General features: G+C 61.3%; 25 protein-coding genes. 19 read left to right on the top strand and 6 right to left on the bottom strand.

Going from position 1 to position 20,132, the window contains the following annotated elements:
• Nucleotides 1-69: 69 nt before the first annotated feature.
• Entirely contained in the window at nt 70-1,143 is a 1,074-nt protein-coding gene (locus O4H31_RS07985; protein ID WP_269344558.1) for a DNA methyltransferase, read from the top strand.
• On the opposite strand, the gene O4H31_RS07990 is transcribed toward O4H31_RS07985, so the two are convergent.
• Nucleotides 1,109-2,158 (bottom strand): hypothetical protein, encoded by a 1,050-nt coding sequence (locus tag O4H31_RS07990; protein WP_269344560.1) that lies wholly within the window; start codon nt 2,156-2,158, stop codon nt 1,109-1,111. The two genes, O4H31_RS07985 and O4H31_RS07990, sit on opposite strands and share 35 nt — an antisense overlap.
• 122 nt (nt 2,159-2,280) lie before the next feature.
• Between O4H31_RS07990 and O4H31_RS07995 the strand changes: the two genes are divergently transcribed.
• The 7 genes from O4H31_RS07995 to O4H31_RS08025 all read left to right on the top strand — a co-directional run bounded on the left by O4H31_RS07995 (nt 2,281) and on the right by O4H31_RS08025 (nt 5,845).
• The gene (locus O4H31_RS07995) at nt 2,281-3,069 is read left to right on the top strand and encodes a sigma-70 family RNA polymerase sigma factor (protein WP_269344563.1); all 789 of its coding nucleotides are present in this window, start codon (nt 2,281-2,283) and stop codon (nt 3,067-3,069) included.
• A gap of 65 nt (nt 3,070-3,134) precedes the next feature.
• Nucleotides 3,135-3,794 carry a hypothetical protein gene (locus tag O4H31_RS08000; protein ID WP_269344565.1) on the top strand — a complete coding sequence of 220 codons (660 nt, stop codon included), beginning with the start codon at nt 3,135-3,137 and terminating at the stop codon, nt 3,792-3,794.
• Nucleotides 3,795-3,996: 202 nt separating this feature from the next.
• On the top strand, nt 3,997-4,152 hold the full coding sequence (locus O4H31_RS08005; protein ID WP_269344567.1) for a hypothetical protein: 156 nt from the start codon (nt 3,997-3,999) through the stop codon (nt 4,150-4,152).
• A 37-nt stretch (nt 4,153-4,189) separates the two neighbouring features.
• On the top strand, nt 4,190-4,564 hold the full coding sequence (locus O4H31_RS08010; RefSeq protein WP_269344569.1) for a hypothetical protein: 375 nt from the start codon (nt 4,190-4,192) through the stop codon (nt 4,562-4,564).
• Nucleotides 4,561-4,968: a hypothetical protein gene (locus O4H31_RS08015; RefSeq protein WP_269344571.1), complete on the top strand. Its 408-nt coding sequence runs from the start codon at nt 4,561-4,563 to the stop codon at nt 4,966-4,968. Before O4H31_RS08010 ends, O4H31_RS08015 begins: the two co-directional genes overlap by 4 nt.
• Nucleotides 4,965-5,513 carry a hypothetical protein gene (locus tag O4H31_RS08020; RefSeq protein ID WP_269344573.1) on the top strand — a complete coding sequence of 183 codons (549 nt, stop codon included), beginning with the start codon at nt 4,965-4,967 and terminating at the stop codon, nt 5,511-5,513. The genes O4H31_RS08015 and O4H31_RS08020 overlap by 4 nt, the downstream gene beginning before the upstream one ends.
• The gene (locus tag O4H31_RS08025) at nt 5,510-5,845 is read left to right on the top strand and encodes a hypothetical protein (RefSeq protein WP_269344575.1); all 336 of its coding nucleotides are present in this window, start codon (nt 5,510-5,512) and stop codon (nt 5,843-5,845) included. The genes O4H31_RS08020 and O4H31_RS08025 overlap by 4 nt, the downstream gene beginning before the upstream one ends.
• Here O4H31_RS08025 and O4H31_RS08030 read toward each other — a convergent pair.
• Both O4H31_RS08030 and O4H31_RS08035 read right to left on the bottom strand, forming a co-directional pair.
• Nucleotides 5,808-6,200: a hypothetical protein gene (locus O4H31_RS08030; RefSeq protein ID WP_269344577.1), complete on the bottom strand. Its 393-nt coding sequence runs from the start codon at nt 6,198-6,200 to the stop codon at nt 5,808-5,810. The genes O4H31_RS08025 and O4H31_RS08030 overlap by 38 nt on opposite strands.
• Entirely contained in the window at nt 6,197-7,711 is a 1,515-nt protein-coding gene (locus O4H31_RS08035; protein WP_269345353.1) for a DEAD/DEAH box helicase, read from the bottom strand. The genes O4H31_RS08030 and O4H31_RS08035 overlap by 4 nt, the downstream gene beginning before the upstream one ends.
• Before the next feature lie 110 nt (nt 7,712-7,821).
• Between O4H31_RS08035 and O4H31_RS08040 the strand changes: the two genes are divergently transcribed.
• Nucleotides 7,822-8,046 carry a hypothetical protein gene (locus O4H31_RS08040; protein WP_269344579.1) on the top strand — a complete coding sequence of 75 codons (225 nt, stop codon included), beginning with the start codon at nt 7,822-7,824 and terminating at the stop codon, nt 8,044-8,046.
• Between the two features lie 3 nt (nt 8,047-8,049).
• Here the strand turns inward: O4H31_RS08040 and O4H31_RS08045 are convergent, their stop codons facing one another.
• Nucleotides 8,050-9,294, bottom strand: a complete 1,245-nt coding sequence (locus O4H31_RS08045; protein ID WP_269344581.1) for a hypothetical protein — start codon at nt 9,292-9,294, stop codon at nt 8,050-8,052.
• A 600-nt stretch (nt 9,295-9,894) separates the two neighbouring features.
• Between O4H31_RS08045 and O4H31_RS08050 the strand changes: the two genes are divergently transcribed.
• From O4H31_RS08050 to O4H31_RS08085, 8 genes are all read left to right on the top strand, one after another.
• Nucleotides 9,895-10,158, top strand: a complete 264-nt coding sequence (locus tag O4H31_RS08050) for a hypothetical protein (RefSeq protein ID WP_269344583.1) — start codon at nt 9,895-9,897, stop codon at nt 10,156-10,158.
• Nucleotides 10,155-11,183 (top strand): PD-(D/E)XK nuclease-like domain-containing protein, encoded by a 1,029-nt coding sequence (locus O4H31_RS08055; protein WP_269344586.1) that lies wholly within the window; start codon nt 10,155-10,157, stop codon nt 11,181-11,183. Before O4H31_RS08050 ends, O4H31_RS08055 begins: the two co-directional genes overlap by 4 nt.
• A complete protein-coding gene (locus tag O4H31_RS08060) occupies nt 11,180-11,800 on the top strand; it encodes a hypothetical protein (RefSeq protein WP_269344588.1) in 621 nt (206 codons plus the stop codon). Before O4H31_RS08055 ends, O4H31_RS08060 begins: the two co-directional genes overlap by 4 nt.
• A 354-nt stretch (nt 11,801-12,154) precedes the next feature.
• A complete protein-coding gene (locus tag O4H31_RS08065; RefSeq protein ID WP_269344590.1) occupies nt 12,155-12,340 on the top strand; it encodes a hypothetical protein in 186 nt (61 codons plus the stop codon).
• Nucleotides 12,340-12,708, top strand: coding sequence for a single-stranded DNA-binding protein (locus O4H31_RS08070; RefSeq protein WP_269344591.1), 369 nt, complete (start codon nt 12,340-12,342; stop codon nt 12,706-12,708). Before O4H31_RS08065 ends, O4H31_RS08070 begins: the two co-directional genes overlap by 1 nt.
• Nucleotides 12,709-13,025: 317 nt before the next feature.
• Entirely contained in the window at nt 13,026-13,850 is an 825-nt protein-coding gene (locus O4H31_RS08075; RefSeq protein WP_269344592.1) for a hypothetical protein, read from the top strand.
• Between the two features lie 67 nt (nt 13,851-13,917).
• Nucleotides 13,918-14,346 carry a hypothetical protein gene (locus tag O4H31_RS08080; protein ID WP_269344593.1) on the top strand — a complete coding sequence of 143 codons (429 nt, stop codon included), beginning with the start codon at nt 13,918-13,920 and terminating at the stop codon, nt 14,344-14,346.
• Nucleotides 14,347-14,431: 85 nt separating this feature from the next.
• Nucleotides 14,432-14,761, top strand: a complete 330-nt coding sequence (locus tag O4H31_RS08085; protein ID WP_269344594.1) for a hypothetical protein — start codon at nt 14,432-14,434, stop codon at nt 14,759-14,761.
• Nucleotides 14,762-15,174: 413 nt separating this feature from the next.
• Here O4H31_RS08085 and O4H31_RS08090 read toward each other — a convergent pair whose 3' ends face one another.
• Nucleotides 15,175-15,411, bottom strand: coding sequence for a hypothetical protein (locus tag O4H31_RS08090; protein WP_269344595.1), 237 nt, complete (start codon nt 15,409-15,411; stop codon nt 15,175-15,177).
• A 146-nt stretch (nt 15,412-15,557) separates the two neighbouring features.
• The gene (gene guaB, locus O4H31_RS08095; RefSeq protein WP_269344597.1) at nt 15,558-17,006 is read right to left on the bottom strand and encodes an IMP dehydrogenase; all 1,449 of its coding nucleotides are present in this window, start codon (nt 17,004-17,006) and stop codon (nt 15,558-15,560) included.
• 191 nt (nt 17,007-17,197) lie between these two features.
• Here guaB and O4H31_RS08100 point away from each other — a divergent pair, with 191 nt between their 5' ends.
• Together O4H31_RS08100 and O4H31_RS08105 are read left to right on the top strand one after the other, a co-directional pair.
• Complete coding sequence (locus O4H31_RS08100; RefSeq protein WP_269344599.1) at nt 17,198-19,258, top strand: ASKHA domain-containing protein; 2,061 nt, start codon at nt 17,198-17,200, stop codon at nt 19,256-19,258.
• A complete protein-coding gene (locus O4H31_RS08105; protein WP_269344602.1) occupies nt 19,258-20,103 on the top strand; it encodes a class I SAM-dependent methyltransferase in 846 nt (281 codons plus the stop codon). Before O4H31_RS08100 ends, O4H31_RS08105 begins: the two co-directional genes overlap by 1 nt.
• The last annotated feature ends 29 nt before the right edge of the window (nt 20,104-20,132 follow it).

Raw genomic sequence — 20,132 nt, forward strand, 5'->3', positions numbered from 1 at the left:
AGATCGCCGAAACCACATCAACGGCTATTTCGTATCGCCTTTGTTCTCCTGATGTGGCAGAAGAAACCCATGAATGAATCGACCCCCATCAAACGCACCCCCACCTCGACGGTAGGGCGCGGCCGATCCGTCAAGCGCGACGGAGTTCCCGACAACCCGCAGTGGACGGATGGCATGACGTCGATCCAGTTCGGCGACAGCTTGGCGGCCTACCCTGGGTGGGAAGCCCCGGACTGCATCGTGTCTGATGGGGCGTATGGCGTCCTGGGCTTCGAGGGCGACACCTCGGACCACATCGGGATGCCGGAATGGTATGAGCCGCATATCGCTGCCTGGTCGGCCGCTGCGAAGGGGTCGACGTCGCTCTGGTTCTGGAACAGTGAGATAGGCTGGGCGACAGTTCATCCCGTGCTCGAGAGGCATGGCTGGCGATACGTCAACGCCAACATCTGGGACAAGGGCGTGGGTCACATCGCGGGCAACGTGAACACGAAGAAGATCCGCCGCTTCCCGGTCGTGTCAGAGGTCTGCGTGCAATATGTGCGCGAGCCGGTCATGAACGGCCGGCACATCAAATTCTGGCTTCTCGACGAGTGGAAGCGCACCGGCCTTCCAGTTCGGGAGTCAAACAAGGCATGCGGCGTCGCGGATGCCGCAACCCGCAAGTATCTCGACCAGGGCCATCTCTGGTATTGGATGCCGGCCGAAAAATTCCAGATGCTGGTGGACTATGCCAATGAACATGGCCGCCCCGAAGGTCGTCCATACTTCTCGGCCGATGGGCAGCGCCCGATGACCGCAGAAGACTGGCTCGAGACCCGCTCGCACTTCGAATGCCCGCACGGCATGACGAACGTGTGGAGCCGGCCGGCTCTGCGAGGCGCAGAGAGGATCAAGATCAATGGAACTTCCGGTCGTGCGGTGCATCTCAATCAGAAGCCGCTCGACCTGATGACCAGGACAATCGAGGCGACGACTCGCCCGGGCGAGGTGATCTGGGAGCCCTTCGGCGGCCTCTTCTCCGCGTCAGTAGCCGCGCGCCGGTTGGGCCGGAGGTCGTTCTCGTCAGAGATCGACCCCACCTACTACCACTACGGCCTCGAGCGCATCACTCAAGAAGCTGTTCAGCATCCTCTTCTTTGATGTCGAGGCGCTCCTTGAGGACTTGGATCACGCGGGCATCGGCCTTCTCTACCGCTTTCTTCGCGGCCTTGATCTCCAGCTCAGCTCTCTGAGCGGCGCGCTCGTCATTCTTTTCTTGCGCCGTCTCCAAGGCGCTGACGGCCTTCCGGAGTTTGGCTTCGGCCTTTGAGCTCAGGCGGAACAGTTGATCCCACTGCTTTGCGGTCATGCCCTCGAAGGTCGACGCCAGGACCCGCTCCTTGAACGCCTCAAGGCCGGGATGAACGATGCGATCCATCTTCGCGTAATTCGTATCCAGTCGATAGTTGCAGATATTCATAAGCTCACGCAGCTTGGCCTGGTATTCACCGGTAGGCTTGTAGGTGTGCCCATCATCCCCCCATGACGCGATCAACTCTTCGGCCGCGCGAAGTTGCTCCGGCGTCGGGTCTTGGATGCGATAGCCATTAGTATTGGTCTGCTGGAGATTGCTCGTTCTGCTGGAAGTGTTTTCCGGCTCGAGAACAAGGTAATGGGGCGGATTATGGTAGTGGTTGTCGCGGGCTTCGGCCACCGATCTTCCGGAAACAATCACCACATCGACAATCCGCGGCTTCCCATAGAGGATTTTCTCCGGGAGCCAGGCCAACATGCAGACGTTGGTATTGTCTTCGGTGAAATGGTTCTGGCTGTCCTTGAATCGCGCGGTGATCTCCGTTGAAAGGGGAAACCAGGCCTTAATCTCGAAACCGGGTTGGGGCGTCACCCCATCGAAAATCGCGTCCGGGAAGCCAGGGTCTTGCCGCTTCCATGTCCCAAGCCCCTTGAACTCCTCCTGATCGTCAAGGAACTCGACGACGTTGAACTCAATCAGGTTTCCCAGGATCGGGGAGAGCTTTGAGATAATCTTGGAGAGGTTGACAGCAGCCTCGGGCGACACTGGTGGTTCGACGGTCAGAACGTCGAACTCATGTCCGCTCATCTCTTCCAGGTGTTCGCCCGCGATCCGCAGGATCTCTTTCGTATCCAAAGTCATTCGTTTTGCTGCCCGATTCCGCAATTTTCGAACAGAGTAACGACTGCATGTAACCGGGTCGAGTCCTTGCAATTTTCGCCGAGTTCCCCCGGGGCCTACCTCCTTGAAAAGGAGGCCAGGCAGTGGCGAAAACCGATCGAAAGCAGTTCCAGGCGGCATGGGCGACGGCGTGGCTCGAGGAGGAAGACGAGAACGCGCGTGTGCTTCTGGTTGAGAGCTGTATGGGGCTTGTGCGCAAAGCGGCCATGGCACTCCGATGGACCGATCTGGATTGGTGCGACCTCGAATCAGAGGGGGTCGCGGCTCTCTATGAAGCGACCAATATTTACCGACCCGAAGACGGGCCATTCTCAGCATGCGCATTCGTGACCGTCCGGCGGCGCATGTTCGAACTCGCACTATCGTCGGGCTCGGCGGTCACATCGCCGAAGAGCCGAGTAGAGCGAAAGCTGCGGTATCACCTCCGGAAGAAGATGGCCGTGCACGAGGCAGCCGGGTTGTCGCCGGGGCAGGCCTTGGAGGCCGCGGCGGAGGACCTGAGCGTGCCCATAGAGGCGGCCGCGGCTCATCTCGCAGCTCGGTCACCAATGAGCTTGTCGGTGCCGCTTTCGGGTGAGGATGATGAGCGCGGCGTCCAGATTGCTGCGGCGGATCGCCCGTCGGAAGCTGCGATCGACAAGGACCAAGGGCGGACACAGCGTATCCTGGTCGAAGCATTCGCCGGTCTCGATGATCGTGAACGCGACATCCTGACCCGGCGCCTGACCCCTGCCCGACCGCCATCGCTCGACACTCTCGCCGCCGAATACGGCATCAGTCGGGAACGGGTCGGACAGATCCAACGAGAAGCCATGCGTCATGTGCGGCTCGAACTTGAGCGGCGTGGATTGGAGTTATCGGATCTGCTCTGACCGCCGATTTCTGGATCGCCGACCTCGGACCTAATTCCCTTCCAGCTCAACAAATGGAGGCAGGAATGGGCAAGACGATTACGCTGAAGCAGGAGGACCTGAAAGGGATCATCCGGATGGCAATCAAGATGGGGTCGATGAATCTCGGGGCGAAGCAGGATCGCCTGGTAATGGCAGTGTTCGAGGAGGCTGAAGAGAAGGCCGAGGATGTGAACATCCGAATGCCGATCAGGTTCGACATGAGCGCCGAGGGGCTCAAGCTAAACGCGCCGAAGGCTGGGTGCGTCGTTCCGGAGAGCAAAACCAACATCGTCGGCGGCCACGATCCCCACAAGTTGGTCAACGTCGAGATCACGGCGGACGTTTGTGAGAGCAAGTTCGACATGATGAAGAGTCGCACCAATCGCTTCGACGAGAACGACAGCCCGCGCGTGCTGGGTCGGAAACCCTTCTGCGATCTCGACGAGGCCCGTCGCCGCCAGGCCGTCGCCCGCGCGACCATGCTGGAACTCGAACTCGCCGAACGCCAGAGCAAGCTGGTCTCGGTCGAGGAGGCGGATCGGCGCGTTGCGGAGGCGCGGGAGAAGGCGCCCTGCCTCAGCGTCGACATGAACGAAGTCGGCACCTACACCATCGCAGTCTTCGCCAACGATGGTGTCGCGTTCATCCGAACGCCCGATACCGACGGCGCCCAGAGGCTGAAATCCCTCCTCGCCAAGGGTTGAACCACCTGACGCAGCCCAAACCCCGGCCTCACGGCCGGGGTTTTTCTATGCCTGATAGCGCCTTGAAAGAAAAATAGACGGAAACGCATCTTTCTTCTGTTTTCTGCTTTGGCTGCCAGAATTCGTCTCTACCTTCTTGTTGTAGCTGGGAACGAAAGAGAAACACCCCGAGCCGCTACCGGGGCGACAGGAAGACAGACAGATGAACCAAAGCCAGATCGACATCTTGCTCGAACAGCGCCCCGTTCTCGAACGCATGAAGTCAGAACACGAGCGCGGATCACACGAACACTACGCCCTGCATTCCGCAATTAGCCTGATCGATCGCGTCGTGCGCGATGCTGAATCGCGGGACTGATCGCCCACCACTCGCCTCATATACGGAAGACAGACAGATGAAGACCGCCGAATACGAAACCGAGAACTCCTACTCTATCTGCCCGATCCTCGAAGATGCGGATCTGGACGCCATGACCGACGAAGAACTCCGCGAGGAGCGTAGCCGGTGGTGCATGCCCTACGCTGACGATGATGATCCGATGGCGTGGGAGGCCGACTGCAACTACCGCCTCTGCGAACGGCACCTCGAAATGCGCGCCATGACCGACGAGGAGCTGGTCAATGAGCTCGAGCAGGCAAAGTGGGCGATCGAATATTGGTCGGAGAAGCGGGACGACCGCCTCGCCGACCGTTTCCTACGTGACTCGACCGCCGACGCCAAGGACTACGCCCGCGAGACGCGTCGGCGTGGGATTGGGGAGGCCGCGTGATGCTGACCCATGGCGACGCCCTCCTGATCCTCGACCACGTTGTTGAGGTCGAGTTCTCCGTGCGTGAGATCGACGACCAGGACGCGACCGAGTGGGACCAGACGGTCGATGCCGAGATCTACGCTCGTGTTATAATCTGCGGTAAGTCATTCACGGTCGACTGCCGCATCGAGATTGCCAACAATCGGTGCCCTTTCGCAGAGATCTACGGCGACGAGGATCTCGCTCTCGATCGGGAGATCGTCCGCGTCTCGCGCGACTTGGCAGGGGCGATCTCCGATGACGCCAACTCATCGAACCACCGAGCTATGGAATACATGCCGCTTCTGAACGTGGCCCGCGATCGTGCCGCCCGTCTCAATGAGATCCCGGCGCACCTGACCGAGAAGGACTTGGCCGCATGATCCGCCTCCCGAAATATGGCCGCAACATCCGCCGCTATGCCGACGCCGCGTTCGATGCGGCATGGCGGGAGGTCGTCACGATCGGCGTTCCGGGTGTCCGCGAGTATCTCAGCACCTCGAACCCCAAGTGCGCGGTGCCGTTCAACGTGCACCTGAAGTTCGGCAGCAGCGGTCTGATCGGCGCGACCGTAACGCGCATCCCGCCGAATGGTGAGTTCGAACTCATCGCAGACCATATCTGCCCCCTTTGGGAGATCGAGTTTCAGCGCCGAGAATGGCATTCGCAGATCTATCGAACTGTGGTGCATCGATATGCTATTGAGCGCTATGGCCCGAACTCCGGCAAGCGACCCCTCTACCAGATGCCAGACGATGATGTGACGGCGATGGCAGTCAGTAGCACCGACGTCGCCGATGATGTCGTTCAGCGCGTCGGCGAGCAGTGCCGCTCGATGATCGCACGCTGGGAAGTCGAACACCGTGCCGGCGAAAGCAACCATGCCCGCATCGCACGCATGGGCGCGAGGATCGAGGCCGCTCAATGACACCACTCTCCGCCCACCGCCGGATGCAGCTCATCGCCCTCGTCAACCGCGGCACGCAACGTGTCCGGCAACTCGACGGCGCGATCTTCCTCTTTTACGACGGGATTACGGTCAATATCTCGCGGTGGCAGATGCGCGTCATCTGTCCGTTCGACCCGGCCGAGGCCGCGTTCCTGGAGAGCCTGGGCGTGCTCGAACGCGCAAAGGAGGTCATCGAAAATGGCGAGGGCATCGTTGATCCCATGGTGAGGGTCCTGGAGCGCCGGAAAAGGTTCGAGGCGCAGGTGATTGATTTTAGGCAGCGTCTCGCAAGAGCATCTCAATCTGAGTGATCGCGTCGTCGGGGCTGCGTGCGATGATGTAGATACCACCACGTGCCTCGATCGCCTTTTGGAACTTGGCTTGATCAGGACGTTGCCGACCCGTAGCGGTCTTGACCTCGATCCCGATCCATCTGCCGTCGAGGCAGCCTGAGATGTCCGGTTCGCCGACGAGGCCGATCGACAGCCGCCGAAGCTTCCGGAGCGTCTCGATCGGTGAAGCGCCACCCATGATTGCCTTGATGGCCTTGGCGATTTCAGCCACCGAAATGAACTGACCGACATCACGTGTCCAGAACAGTCCGCGCTTGTGGTATTCCTGCGAGAGCCTGGCGAGGATCTTCTTCTGGATGTCGCGCTCTTTCACTGGGTCGCCTCATTGATGAGATCCAACATGTCGTCAGTTTCGGTTCTCTGGACGGGAATGCCGGCCGCGCGCAGTTCACCGCGGGCAAATCTCTCCGCTACGCCATCGCCCTCCCGGATCGCTCGATTGAGACGGTTTCGCATCTGGTCAACGGCCGTTTTGAACGGGTTAGGAACGCCTTTCGTGCGCAAGAAAGCGGCGCGCTGGCGAAGGCCCATGCCGAGGTGCTTTCTTTGCTCGGCGCGGCGGGCCTTCTCTTCTTCCTCTTCTTTCTTCTTGCGCGCGAGGTCGGCCATCGCGGCGAGGTTGGCGGCTTGGCGTTCAGCCTCGATCCTCTCGATTGACTCCTCGCGGATCTCGATCGCCCGCTTCTTGCTGATGCGGAGATCGGCTCCGTTGTCGTGTCCGCACTCAGGGCACTCGCAGCCGCCGGTGTCCCAAACGTAGAAGCACTCCTCACACCGCCGGACCGACAGTCTCTCGCCGTCTTCTGTCTGTCTCTCGTCCGAGACTTGGTCGTCGTTGCGCCAGTCGCGGATCTCTGTGAGCGTCCCACACCGTCGGAAGTTACCGACATGGTCGAAGACCAGGCCATAGAGCTTGCCGTCCGAGGCACGTGCGGCGCGGCCGAGTTGCTGAACCCAGAGCTGAGCGGATTTCGTTGGACGGAGCGAGATGATCGCGTGGAGGCCGGGAAGGTCGAACCCAGCAGACACTTTGTCGACCGCGATCAGGAGGCCGCCGGCCTTGATCCAGGCGAGCTTCTCTTCGACGTCCTTATCCCCACCCAGGAGAACTCTCGACTCAATACCGGCCGCGGCGAACTCGTCCGCGACAGCGTTGGCGTGCCGCTTGTTGATCGCGAACAGGAGGGTCGGTCGGCCGGCGCAATGATCTCGATACGACTTGATCGCGTCGCCGCAGATGTCCTTGGCCTCGACCTCCGCGATGATGTCCTCTTCCACGAAGTCGCCGTTGCGTGTCCTGGCCTTTCGAAGATCCGTCCTGTCAGGGCAGAACGGGCGCAGTGGTGCCAAGAACCCATTGTCGGTCAGCCAGCGCGCGCCGTGGCCTTCGACATGCGCCGGTAGGATCTTGAACAGTGCGGGTGTGGGGGTGCCTGTGAAGCCGATGACAAGAGCTTCGGGGGACGCATCCATGACGCGTCCGTATTGAGCGCCGGCTCCACCCATGTGGGCCTCATCGACCATGATGACATCGAACTCACCAAGGACCCCGCGCTTCCGCCTGGCGTCAGCAGTCTGCACCGTCATGACTGAGATGTTCGTCTCGCCGGCTGCGCGATCCCGGAGCTGATTCACCACCGCGGTGCGGTTTGCGAGCACTAAAACGTGCTTCCCAGCGCGGGCGTAGGAGATCGCAATGACTTGGATGACTACGCTTTTGCCGTATCCGCACGATGCTTCGAACAGAATACGTTTCGCTCCGTCGTGCATGACGGAGCGTAAGATCGACATGTCTTTGGATTGGTGATCTCTCGGTGTGACCATACCCGAGATATCGGTCCCGAGGCCGACACTCGCGGCGCTCAATAGCCCTGTAGGTCATCTATCCAGTCGGCGATTCCTGAAGTATCTATATCCCGAAACGGGAGGCACGAATGAAACGATCAGCAAAAGCTTTTCTCGACGGAATGAAACGCGCCCAGGAGCGCCCTCTAACGGAGGCCAGAGACTACCCTCCGCGCGTGCGCGGAGCATGGTCCGTATACGCCGAACAGGGCCTCCGAGATTTTGCCGCAATGCCAGACACCACGCCTGAGAAAAAAGCCGAACTTGAAGCCGCGGCGGAGAAAATCGCCGCGCGCTATCGGCGGAAGTCCTGACCCTTAGTCGTCGATTTCGAAGCCTCGGGGCTTCTGCATCCGTTCGACTTCGGCGATGTCTTTCAGCCCAGCTTCGACGACAGGGTCGCGTAGGAGACCAACCCGCCGGGCGGCTTTGGTGATGCCGGCAGCGTAACCCATAAGCTTGTCGCGGAAGACCCCGATCTCGCGTGCCAACTTTTTCAACGCAGTCTCTTTTTCGTTGAGTTCGGAGGCGCGGTCGTCGAGTTCCGCAGAGCGCGCTTCGAGCTTCTTGCGATCAGCTTCCCGGATCTGTTCTTCGGCTCTGATCTCCGACAGAACACGCTCGTTCTCAATCCGCTCAGCCTCGAGTTTCTGGCGGGCCTCATCTGACTTCTTCTTCTCGGCAGTCTCCGCCTCCGCAGCCTTTTTCGCGTCGGCCTCTGCGTCGCGTGCGGCGCGCTCTCGGCCCTTTGACCTCGCGATGTCAGCCCGCGCCTTCTCTGACGCCGAAAGGAACTCGGCGCGCTGCTGGCGACGATAGAGCCATGGCGGCGTGTGGCGTTTCTTCGCCGGTGGAACCTCGCCTGCGGCCTTTGCTTCCCGGCGCTTCTTCGCGATCTCGTCGCCGCGCTCGAGGCCCATTGGTGCGAACCACTCAGCGACGCTCGTCTGCGCTTTCTCCGCATTCCTGAAATGGATCATATCGGTCGGCTGGAGCATCCGCTGGAGACCCTTGCCCTTGGTCTCCTTGACGTTCCATGCAGCGTAGTAGGCGTGCAGATGGGGAGTTTTCTCGTCTGTCTCGAAGACCATGTAGAGGCAGTGTTCGCGCGGCACTTCGGAGTCCATGTAGGAGATCGCGCGCTGCTTAAACTCCTCGACCACAGCAGGATCTCGGAAGTCTGCGCCCTCAAAATCTTCCCACCCTTGCTGCTTGAAGAACTCGTAGTCGGCGGTGAGCACGACCGAGCGGACTGGACCGAGCGTTCCGGACTTCTTCCAAGGCTTTTGTGGGCCTGCGGCGCGGACCTTCTTGGCCTCACCAGGGCGGCCCGCCTTAGCCTGAGAGACAGCAGCGTGACGCATGTTCATCTGAGACGCGAACTCGACCTCGGTGATGAATTCCTCCGCCCACGTATCGCTGCCATGGATAACTTCGTTCTCGAATTTCTTCTCGGCATCGCAATGCTCGAGATCTCCGCCGGAACGGTTGTGGTGGATCTGAAAGGCAAGGAGCTGTTCGGGCTCCCATCCTTCCATGTGATACGCGACTTTGAAGCCCATTCGTGGTGCCCTCCCTTTGATCGGGAAATGGCGCCTCACGGCTGATTTCGCTCCTTCCCTGCGGGGCGAGCTACGATCTCACTAAACAACTCTGCAAATCCGGGCTGCGCCCGGACCGCCTTCGGCTTTTGCAAAGTTGCTCGTTCGGGCCTTCAGCCTGACCGCGCCGCGGGGCAATGAGAGGGGGCTATCGCGCCGCCCTCTCCTCGACCTCTCCCACTCCTGGGTCATCGTTCCGCACTCCCCCAGACCCCCTGCTCCCGGGAGAAACACGCTCGCCGTTGTTTCCCCCAAAACCCCCTTCCCGGCGTCTCCGACGGGGCTGTCTGCCGACCGGCGGAGGGCGTTCCACTCTCTCCCCGGGGCCCCTCCTGTTCTCAGAGGATGGGCGCACGCGCTGCCCCTCCTCCGAACCTCCACCCAGGCGCCCTGCCGGGGGCTTCCTGATCAAGCGGCCAAGCCAGGAAACCTCGTTGTTCCGACCGGAACAGCGAGGTTTTCCATCCCCTATCCTGGGCCAAAGTTCCGGCCGGAACACCAACCCGCATTTTTCTCGCGCCCGCGTTTTGGGCGCGAGATCCTGGCGCCTAACTCTTCTGCATGAGAGAGCAACGCACCCATAACGACCCCGGCCTGACGCCCCTTCGCGAGGCGCTTCTCCTGGCCGCCGAGGCTCCGGAGAACGCCGACTACGTCGCTCTCCTCGACGTGTGCATCGCGCTCGCACAAGAGCGGTCTGAATGCGAACTGCGCGCTCTCGAACTTGCAGACGCTATCGCCCGCCTGAGGGCGCAGATGGATCGGCTCACAGCCGCGGAAGCGGCGCAACGCATCACGGAAATCAGAACGGGTTTGGGGCAATGAAGCACAACGAAGTAGACATGGAAAATGCCGAGCCTGTTGAGGCGAAGGTCGGCGTTTTCCCCGGCATCTCGAACGCCGACTACCATGGCGGGCCCGGGATCTCGAAGTCGGGCCTGGACAAGTTCAAATCTTCGGCGGCACATTTCAAGCAGTCGATGGAAGACGGATACACCGCTCCAACTCCGAGTCAGCGCCTCGGGACCTTGGCGCACTCCTTCATCCTCGAGCACGACACGTTCTGGGACTACTACGCGTTGCCGTTCCAGGCGCCGGAAGGAGCGCTTTCGACCAACGACGATCTGAAGGCGCGTTTGTCCGAACTGGGTGAGAAGGCCACCGGAACCAAGCCCGTTCTGATCGAGCGCCTGCGTGCCGTTGATCCGTCGGCGGTAATCTTCGACGACGCCAAAGCAGCCTATGCGGCCGAGGTCGGTGATCGGGAAATCATTACGCATGACGAGCTCGAGAAGCTCGAAGGAATGCGCGCGTCCATTCTCGCCCACCCGAAGGCAAGTAAGCTCCTCGCACCTGGCTCCGGCGTCGCTGAGTTAAGCTGCTACTGGATCGACCCGGAGACCGGCGTTCAGTGCCGCTGCCGGCCCGACTGGTGGCGCTTCGACGGCACGATCGTTGATCTGAAAACCTGCCGCGATGCCAGTCCCGCAGGCTTCGAAAAAAGCGTCTGGGATTGGGGCTATTACAAGCAGGACCCGTTCTACCAAGACGGCTCCAACGTAGCGGTTGAGCAAGGCGAGAACCCGCTCAACATGCCAGCGCCGAAGGCTTTCGTATTCGTTGCGATCGAGACAGTGAAGCCTCACGCATGCACGGTCTTTCTTCTCAGGCCTGAGAGCCGGGAACTCGGCCGTCGCGACTGTCGCACCGCCATGAATACCTACGCTGAATGCCTGCGCACCGACGAGTGGCCAGCATACAGCGAGGAGATCGAACTCGTCGGAGTCCCAGAGTGGGTGCTCCGTCGCGAGGCATTCGAGCACGCAGAAGAAGGAGTTTACGTGGCATGAAGACCATCGACATCACCAAGGCGATCTCGCCGAAATCGGACCAGCTCAACGCCGACGATCTTCTCGTCGGGCCGCGCACGATCCGCATCCGCGACGTGCAGGTCTCGAACGGAGAGCAGCCGGTCTCGATCTTCTTCGACGGCGACGACAACAAGCCGTGGAAGCCGGCGAAGTCAGCGCTGCGCGTCCTCGCCGCCGTCTGGGGCGGCAACGCCGCGAAGTGGATCGGCATGCACTGCACCCTCTTCAATGACGAGAGCGTGACCTGGGCCGGCGTTGCGGTTGGCGGCATTCGCGTCTCGCACATGGAGGGGCTGTCGAAGCCCCGGACGCTGAACTTGACGAAGACCCGCGGAAAGAAAGCGGCGGTCACGATCCAGCCGCTGATCATCGAGCGGGAGAGCAAGGCGGACAAGTTCCGGGCGCGCCTCTTCGAGGTCGCGGAGGACGCCGAGAAGTCCGTCGCCGACGCTTGGGCGAAGGTGCCCGAGGACGTCAAGACGGAGCTCGGCGCCGACCTCATCGACCAGCTCCTCGAGATCGAGAAGGCCGCCCAGGATCATCGCGAGAACGATCCGAACGCGGCGGTCGATGCGCTAAATGAGAGCCTGGGGTGAAGCGATGCGAGCTGGTTCGAAGTTCTCACGTCGCGTTCTGGAGTTGATCGCTCCGAACGCTGATCCGCAATACATCGCCTCAGCCATCGGCTGGGCGGTCGGCCAGGACCGAACCGACCTTGTCCAGTATCTCGGTCGGAAGCGCCTCAAAAACGGGGTGAGGCGGCGGTGGAGATTTCGATACCCGGACGGACGAACCTTCGTGGCCGTGGTTGATCCCAACCGCAACGTTATCACTAACCTCCTGACCGAGCAGGAATTGGAGTCTGCCTGAAGAAAAATCCCCGCTCCGTTTTGGGCGGGGATCTTTCGTCTCTACCTCCTGATCAGAGGCAATCGAGCAAAGGAAAAGAAATGCCCAGAGACAACGTATCGGAGTTTCAACCGCGCGCGAACGTAGCGCGGCAGGCGAACCTTTTTGACGCCTTGGACGAAGTCCTCGGTCGCAAAGAGTTCGCCAGTGGTCAGCTCACGAACATGGAAATACTCGGTGCTCTCGAGCTGCTGAAGATCAAGATCATTTCAGAAGGACAGGAATAATGGCAACGGTTACATTCAGCGGCTACGTCTCCAAGGAACCAGAACTCCGGAAAGCGGGTCTGCATGATGTGCTGTCTTTCCGCGTCCCTGTCGAGACTGGCTACGGCGATCGTAAGATCACGACTTGGTATGCCGTCAGTCACTTCCGCGGCGCCGCGAAGCTCGCCGAGATCATTCGCAAGGGCACCTACGTTACCGTTTCCGGTGAACTCTCGGCCCGGGAATACGAGCACAATGGAGCGAGGCGGACCTCGCTTGAGGTGAACTCGGATCGCGTGAACCTCGGCCCGAAGACCGGCACCGCCGGTGGCAACACCACGCCCCCACCGGCCGCCGCCGCAGAAACCGACGACGAGATCCCGTTCTAAGCCCATTCATGAGGCGGACTATCCTCCCGGCCGGGCTACTCTCCTGGCCGTAAACCAGCCCGAGGCTCCATGGGGCCGAGAGATACCGTCGCGTCCGCCGCCCTGAGCTGGGTCATTGTAGCGACAAATCCGGGAATGAGCGAATAGCGCACGAGACGCGCTGAGGCCCTGGCTTTCGCCAGGGCCTTTTTGCTTCCAGCGAAAAAAATTCTTTCGCCCGTCTTTCCTGCCGTTTTTCCCGGGATCGCGAGATCTCAGCGCAATCGGCTTTGTGAGTCCATCAGGCAATTTCTAATTCCTCGACAGAGAGGAGCACGGTGCTCTCTTTCGATGAACTGGAGAAACCAATGAAGAAGATTTTGACAAACCCGCCGTTCAGCGCAGGCATGCAGGCGATCACCGAGCGCATGAAGGCCGCGGCCGGGTTGCCTACCCAGATGGAGAAGGAAGGACGCGCTATTATGGCCCGCTCCGAGGCGGCGAAGAAAGCCGCGAAGTCAAAGCCGATCCCGGGCACACTCAACGATCCGGACTGGCGCCGCGACAACGATAAACTCTCAGATGTCGAATACCGCGCCCACGCCCTCGCGTCCGAAGGTATCGGCGCCGAGGAGGGCGGAACCTTTAAGGAAGCGGTCGGGAGAGTTCTTCCTTGGTATATGGGTGGGCCGATGTTCAACCCAGAGTCCTGGTGCCCCGGATACAGCAAAGTCGACCCCCTCGCACGCCAGATCGTCTCGTATCAGCGCATGGCGCAGACCGCCGCCGAAGAGGCGGTCATGGAGCGCGAAGGAACTCCGGAGGGGGCCGAGTTGGGCTGGGAGGCAATCGAGGAGGAGATCCGAGAGTTCGGGGCATGCTACACCCTCATTACCGGCAAGCATTATGACAACGGACTTCCAGACGGGCTCAGCAACCACGCCCGACTCGAAGCACAGCGCGACCACCCCCGCCCCGACCTCCTCTCAACTGCCAAGCTCTACCGCAAGACTGGCCGCTGCCAGCTCACCGACGAGCTTGAGCAGGAGGCGCGCGGATTCTGCTCCGCATTTAACAAGCGCGCTCTTGCCTTCATGCCTGAGGCGGAGCGTCAGACGAGCCCCCTCCGCGTCAAGCGGAAGGACAAGCAGGCGGTGCGCTAAGCGCCGCCGCCTACCCGCCAACCCTCAAGCTCAACCCGACGGCCAAACCTCATCAAGGAGAAACAAGATGAAGACCCTTTTGAAGGCACTGGCGGTAATCGCCACCCTCACCCTCACTGGAACTGCGGCACTGGCTGCACAGAGCGCAAGCCAGATCGCCGCGAGTTGGTGCTCCGATCCTGGCCGTGTTGGTCGTGATGGCCTCACATGCGCGCAGGCCGCGGCTGTCAAAGCCCAGGAGATGGTCTGGTATGAAGCATACGAGGACTGGCTCATCGTTCGAGGCCGGCTCCCGGAGACCGACAACGAGTTCAAGAAATGGAACCGGGACAAGATCTCTCTGGCTCTCGGTTGCGCATATAGCGTCAAGGATAGCGGCGTCCGATTTCGCACTCCGGCGCAGCTTCAGAGAGCGGCCCTCACGACCTACAACCGCATCATGGCCCGGCGCTTCGAGAGCCGGCAGCGGGTAGGTCTGAGCCACTGCGGCTGGTAATCCTCACCCCTGTCCTGCATCGAGCCCTCGCCGTCGGCGGGGGCTTTGCTTTGTGCAAGCCCCCTTTCGCCGACGAGGAGACGATATGACAGATCACCCGCACCCCGGAGCCCCAATGCAAGTCATTGCGCCCGACTGGCAAAATCTTCCGCGCTATGACCCTGACATCGATGGACCGGCGCCGAGGTGGGTGCACAATGTGATCAGGGCATGGGCGCGCGGCAGCGTTGAGATCATCCCCGACGCTTACCGCTTCATCGACCACCGGCCATATTCGCCGGCGTTTGTGCTCGATGGCGTCGAATGGGATTGGCGGCACGATGGGGAAGATGTCTGGACCCTCATCCACATCCTGCCGGATTCGGAATGGACCGACGTGGACGATGACATCCCGCTCAAGAATTCTGATCATTGAATCTTGATGTCGATGGTGCTGTTGTTCAACGACATGCGCTGCAACGCCGAGGGCGGCCCGTGATGGACCGCCCTGGTTAACTCCCCATGCTCTTCGGCCTGTTATTGACCCTTCATATCCACCCTTCCGGTTGGACCCCTATCCTCGGGGCGGCCCGCAGCTATCTCAGGGGATCGGTCAGCGGTGTTGTGGGGGATTGACCCAGGCTCCCCGCTGGCCTGTCCGGCATTGACCGTCCGGCTCGGGATTGGACGGGCGAGAGGCATCCGGAGATCCTCTGCCCTACGCGCAGCTGCCAAGTAGCGAGCTTGGAATCTTACCGCCGAACGCCCATCCGCGACCTATTGTCTCCACGAGCCCGTCGCGTCTGGCTCGCAAGGGGGATATAGGTCCCCGGTGCAGATTTCGTGCATCTACTTTTCTGCCCGCGCAAGTTCGATCACCGATCGATTCCCATTCGCTACAGCTACCAGCGGCGCATAGCCCAGGTCGTCGTGCGAGGTGAAGATCCACTTCAGTCGCATGGGGACATCCCAATCGCGAGGAAGCGCCGACGTGGCCTCTTCAAGAAGATGCCCCTGCTCCTCGTTCAGACTCTTCAGAGCTTCGGCACCTGCTTCGGCCGCTTTCTCGATCCGATCATCATGCATCAGTTCTCACCTATCCCTATCTCAATTTGCATCAGTTCATCTACTGATGCAGTGTCCAGTTCTGGGTATGTTCAGTCCTGTTCCCCGGCTGTTCCAAGTCAATTTAGAAGCTGGAGAACAGGCCCATGGCCCATGAAACAAGGCCTCTACCCGATGCGGTAGTTCGGCGATTCCCGCGTGATCTGCACGTCGTGCACATGGCTTTCCTTCAGCCCCGCGCCGGTGATCTTCACAAAGCTACAATTGCGGCGCATCTCATCGACCGTAGCGCATCCGGTATAGCCCATCGCCGCGCGCAAACCGCCTACAAGCTGGTGAAGCACATTGCCTGCGCTGCCTTTGTAGGGCACCTGACCTTCGATGCCCTCGGGCACCAGTTTGTCAGAGGCGGCATCTTTTTGGAAGTACCGGTCCGCCGAGCCGCGCGCCATGGCGCCCATGCTGCCCATCCCACGGTAGCTTTTGAAGCTACGGCCTTGATACAGAACGACTTCACCGGGGCTTTCGTCGGTGCCCGCGATCATGCTGCCAACCATGGCGCAAGAGGCACCAGCGGCAATCGCCTTGGCGAAATCGCCGGAGAATTTGATGCCACCGTCGGCGATTATCGGCACGTCACCGGCGGCGGCCACGCAATCCATAATGGCGGTTAATTGCGGCACGCCCACGCCCGCGACCATCCGCGTGGTGCAGATGGAGCCGGGGCCGATGCCTACTTTCACAGCATCCGCGCCCGCGTCGATCAATGCGCGGGTGGCGGCACCGGTGGCGACGTTGCCCGCGACGACCTGCACATCGCCGAAGTGCTTTTTGGCACGGGTCACCGCATGGGCCACGCCTTCGGAATGGCCATGTGCCGTGTCGATCACGATCATATCGACGCCCGCATCGACCAGCGCCTCAGAACGCTCGAAACCCGCGTCGCCCACGGTGGTCGCCGCAGCCACGCGCAGCCGACCCAGATCGTCTTTGCAGGCGGTCGGGTTCAGCACGGCCTGTTCGGTGTCGCGCAGGGTCAAAAGCCCGGTCAGCTTGCCCTTGGCATCGGTGACCAGCAGTTTTTCGATCCGGCGGGATTTCATCAGGCTTATCGCCTCGTCCCGGTCGGCAGGCTCTTGCAAGATCGCCAGCCGGTCAGAGGTCATCATCACCGACACCGGCGTGCGATCGTCAGAGGCGAAACGCATGTCACGGTTGGTCACGATGCCCAGCACGCGGCCATTTTCATCCACCACCGGGAAACCCGTCACGCGGTAACGCTCTTGCAGCGCCTTGGCATCCGCCAGCGTCTGGTCGGGGCGCAGGGTGATCGGGTTGTAGACGATGCCGGATTCAAAGCGTTTGACCCGGCGCACTTCGCGGGCCTGCTCTTCGATCGTGAGGTTGCGGTGCACCACCCCCATGCCCCCGGCCTGTGCCAGCGCAATCGCCATGCGGCTTTCGGTCACCGTATCCATGGCCGAGCTGAGCAGCGGGATATTGAGCGCGATGCTCTGCGTGACGCGGGTTCTTGTATCTGCAGTAGATGGCAACACAGAGGACGCCGCGGGAACCAGCAGTACGTCATCAAAGGTCAGGGCCTCACGAATCTCCATTTAACACCTCGGGTCTGGATGGGTTCATTTGGCGGTTTCCTATTTCACGGATGGCTGGGATTGGAAAGACCTATTCCCCCGCGTAAGGAGTGAACATGGAATGACGTAAGCGCGGCACGAATTGCCGCCCCGCATCTTTCCCCCGCCGCGCGGAACGCTATGGTGGCGCAAAGAAACAAAGGACGGCCCCGATGAGCAGTGATCCCCTCGTGATTTTCACACCCTCCGGCAAGAGAGGGCGCTTTCCCAAAGGCACACCGGTGCTGACCGCCGCACGGCAGTTGGGCGTTGATCTGGACTCAGTCTGTGGTGGGCGCGGCATCTGTTCGAAATGTCAGGTCTCGCCGGGCTATGGGCAGTTTTCCAAACATGGCGTCACCGTCGCGCCTGATGCGCTGAGCGATTGGAACGCGGTCGAGGAACGCTATGACGAAAAGCGCGGGCTGAAAGAGGGCCGCCGTCTGGGCTGCCAGGCCACGGTGCAGGGTGACGTGGTGATTGACGTGCCGCCAGAGAGCCAAGTGCACAAACAGGTCGTGCGCAAACGCGCCGAGGCGCGGGAGATCGTGCTGAACCCGTCGGTCAAACTGTTCTACGTCGAGGTGACAGAGCCCGACATGCATGAACCCTCTGGGGATCTGGAACGGCTGCGCACCGCGCTGGCCGAGCAATGGGAGTTGGAAAAGGTCACCGCCGATCTGCACATCCTCCAGATGATGCAGCCGGTCCTGCGCAAGGGCGCGTGGAAGGTGACCGTCGCCGTGCATCTGGGCGATCAAGAGAACGCGGCCCGGATCATGAACATCTGGCCGGGATACTACGAAGGAACGGTCTACGGGCTGGCGGTCGATCTTGGCTCTACCACCATCGCGGCGCATCTGTGCGACCTGCAAACTGGGGAGGTCGTGGCTTCCTCTGGCGTGATGAACCCCCAGATCCGGTTTGGCGAAGACCTGATGAGCCGTGTTAGCTATTCGATGATGAACCCCGAGGGCGCCCAAGAGATGACCCGCGCGGTGCGCGACGGGATGAACGCGCTCTTCGCCCAGATCGCCGAAGAAGGCGCTATAGAGCCAAATCTGATCGTCGATGCGGTCTTTGTCTGCAACCCGGTAATGCACCATCTGCTGCTAGGCATTGATCCGTTTGAGCTGGGCCAAGCGCCGTTCGCGCTCGCAACCTCGGGTGCCCTGCGTTTACGGGCCGAGGATCTGGACCTCAATATCCACCCCTCTGCGCGGGTCTATCTGCTGCCTTGTATTGCGGGCCATGTGGGCGCAGACGCCGCCGCCGTTGCCCTGTCAGAGGCACCGGAGAAATCGGATGATCTGATGCTGGTGGTCGATGTGGGCACCAATGCGGAAATCCTGTTGGGCAACAAGGAAAAGGTGCTGGCCTGTTCCTCTCCCACCGGGCCCGCTTTCGAGGGTGCGCAGATCAGCTCGGGCCAACGCGCGGCACCGGGGGCGATTGAGCGGGTCGAGATCGACCCCGAGACCAAAGTGGCGCGGTTCAAGGTGATCGGCTGCGACCTCTGGTCCGATGAGGAAGGCTTTGAAGAGGCCGTCGCGAGCACTGGGATCACCGGCATCTGCGGCTCGGGCATCATCGAGATGGTCGCAGAGATGCGTATTCATGGCATCGTCGACGCGCCGGGGCTGATCGGCAGCGCAGAGCAGACCGGCTCGGCGTCGGTTTTCGCCGATGGGCGCACCAACAGCTATCTGGTCTACGACGGCACCGAAAAAGGCGGACCAAAGATCACGGTGACCAACCGCGACATCCGCGAAATCCAAATGGCCAAGGCCGCGCTCTACTCCGGGGCACGTCTGTTGATGGACAAATTTGGCGTCGACAAGGTCGACCGAGTGGTGCTGGCCGGGGCCTTTGGCGCCCATATCAGCCCCAAACACGCGATGGTGCTGGGCATGATCCCCGACGCCCCACTCGAAAAAGTCACCAGCGCGGGCAATGCTGCAGGCACTGGCGCGCGGATTGCCCTGCTCAACACCGACGCGCGGGCCGAGATTGAGGCGACCGTGCGCGCCATCCACAAGATCGAGACCGCCGTCGAACCACGCTTTCAAGAGCATTTCGTCAATGCCTCTGCCATTCCAAACGCAGTGGAACCCTTCCCCATTCTCAACAGCCTCGTTGCTCTGCCGGACGTGACCTTTAATACCGGCGGCGGCGGCACAGGCGGCGCCGGGGGCGAGCGCGGCGGACGCCGTCGCAGAAGAAAGGCCACTTGATGAACACGCCCGACAACAGCGATCAAGTCGAATTCTGGAGCGCGGCGGCGGGCCGGAAATGGGCCGCGCGGCAGGCGGAGCTGGATATCCTCATGCAGCCGGTGCTTGACGGCGTGCTGGCCCGCGCCGAGCTGACGCCGAAGCTGCGCGTGCTGGATATCGGCTGTGGGGCGGGTGCCGGCTGTCTTGCGGCGGCCAATGCGGTGGGCGACGAAGGCGCGGTGCTGGGCGTCGATGTCTCTGCCCCGCTTCTGGACCTCGCGCGGCAGCGTGCCGCCGCCCTGCCCCAAGTGGCCTTTCACCATGGCGATGCAACCGAGCTTGAACTTGAGCCCGCCTACGACCGGCTGATCTCGCGCTTTGGGGTGATGTTCTTTGCGGATCCGGTGCTGAGTTTTACGCGGATGGCCGCGCAACTCAGCCCCGGTGCAAGGCTCAGCTTTGCCGCTTGGGGGCAGATCCCCGAAAATCCTTTCTTTACCCTGCCCGCCCGCGCAGCCCGTGCCACCATCGGTGCCATGCCCAAAAGCGACCCTGACGCGCCCGGCCCTTTTGCCTTCCGTGACCCCGAACGTGTTGTCTCAATCCTCGCGGCAGCGGGCTTTACCGATATCGCATGCAAGGTGACCCAGCTTAACCTAACCCCCGCAGGCACGGTCGATGACCTTGCCCGGCAGATGTGTGACATTGGCCCGGCCAGCGGCGCGATCACCCATTTTGACGCCAACCCCGACCAAGTCGCCGAGTTGCGGCAGACCATTGCCGATGCCCTGCGGCCCTACGCGCAAAATGGCCCCCTGCGCCTGCCCGCCGAAATCAATTTCGTCACCGCGACGAAACCCTGACTTGACCTTCCCCGGCGCGCCGACTATCC

Origin of the sequence: Sulfitobacter dubius (genome assembly GCF_027214245.1) — a bacterium.
In the GTDB taxonomy this organism is placed as follows: Bacteria; Pseudomonadota; Alphaproteobacteria; order Rhodobacterales; family Rhodobacteraceae; genus Sulfitobacter; species Sulfitobacter dubius_A.

What these genes read in the sequence shown, in the direction of transcription:
- O4H31_RS07985 (WP_269344558.1), top strand. Translation starts at nt 70, where the DNA reads ATGAATGAATCGACCCCCATCAAACGCACCCCCACCTCGACGGTAGGG.
- O4H31_RS07990 (WP_269344560.1), bottom strand. Translation starts at nt 2,158, where the DNA reads ATGACTTTGGATACGAAAGAGATCCTGCGGATCGCGGGCGAACACCTG.
- O4H31_RS08000 (WP_269344565.1), top strand. Translation starts at nt 3,135, where the DNA reads ATGGGCAAGACGATTACGCTGAAGCAGGAGGACCTGAAAGGGATCATC.
- O4H31_RS08005 (WP_269344567.1), top strand. Translation starts at nt 3,997, where the DNA reads ATGAACCAAAGCCAGATCGACATCTTGCTCGAACAGCGCCCCGTTCTC.
- O4H31_RS08010 (WP_269344569.1), top strand. Translation starts at nt 4,190, where the DNA reads ATGAAGACCGCCGAATACGAAACCGAGAACTCCTACTCTATCTGCCCG.
- O4H31_RS08020 (WP_269344573.1), top strand. Translation starts at nt 4,965, where the DNA reads ATGATCCGCCTCCCGAAATATGGCCGCAACATCCGCCGCTATGCCGAC.
- O4H31_RS08025 (WP_269344575.1), top strand. Translation starts at nt 5,510, where the DNA reads ATGACACCACTCTCCGCCCACCGCCGGATGCAGCTCATCGCCCTCGTC.
- O4H31_RS08035 (WP_269345353.1), bottom strand. Translation starts at nt 7,711, where the DNA reads ATGGTCACACCGAGAGATCACCAATCCAAAGACATGTCGATCTTACGC.
- O4H31_RS08040 (WP_269344579.1), top strand. Translation starts at nt 7,822, where the DNA reads ATGAAACGATCAGCAAAAGCTTTTCTCGACGGAATGAAACGCGCCCAG.
- O4H31_RS08045 (WP_269344581.1), bottom strand. Translation starts at nt 9,294, where the DNA reads ATGGGCTTCAAAGTCGCGTATCACATGGAAGGATGGGAGCCCGAACAG.
- O4H31_RS08050 (WP_269344583.1), top strand. Translation starts at nt 9,895, where the DNA reads ATGAGAGAGCAACGCACCCATAACGACCCCGGCCTGACGCCCCTTCGC.
- O4H31_RS08055 (WP_269344586.1), top strand. Translation starts at nt 10,155, where the DNA reads ATGAAGCACAACGAAGTAGACATGGAAAATGCCGAGCCTGTTGAGGCG.
- O4H31_RS08060 (WP_269344588.1), top strand. Translation starts at nt 11,180, where the DNA reads ATGAAGACCATCGACATCACCAAGGCGATCTCGCCGAAATCGGACCAG.
- O4H31_RS08065 (WP_269344590.1), top strand. Translation starts at nt 12,155, where the DNA reads ATGCCCAGAGACAACGTATCGGAGTTTCAACCGCGCGCGAACGTAGCG.
- O4H31_RS08070 (WP_269344591.1), top strand. Translation starts at nt 12,340, where the DNA reads ATGGCAACGGTTACATTCAGCGGCTACGTCTCCAAGGAACCAGAACTC.
- O4H31_RS08080 (WP_269344593.1), top strand. Translation starts at nt 13,918, where the DNA reads ATGAAGACCCTTTTGAAGGCACTGGCGGTAATCGCCACCCTCACCCTC.
- O4H31_RS08085 (WP_269344594.1), top strand. Translation starts at nt 14,432, where the DNA reads ATGACAGATCACCCGCACCCCGGAGCCCCAATGCAAGTCATTGCGCCC.
- O4H31_RS08090 (WP_269344595.1), bottom strand. Translation starts at nt 15,411, where the DNA reads ATGCATGATGATCGGATCGAGAAAGCGGCCGAAGCAGGTGCCGAAGCT.
- guaB (WP_269344597.1), bottom strand. Translation starts at nt 17,006, where the DNA reads ATGGAGATTCGTGAGGCCCTGACCTTTGATGACGTACTGCTGGTTCCC.
- O4H31_RS08100 (WP_269344599.1), top strand. Translation starts at nt 17,198, where the DNA reads ATGAGCAGTGATCCCCTCGTGATTTTCACACCCTCCGGCAAGAGAGGG.
- O4H31_RS08105 (WP_269344602.1), top strand. Translation starts at nt 19,258, where the DNA reads ATGAACACGCCCGACAACAGCGATCAAGTCGAATTCTGGAGCGCGGCG.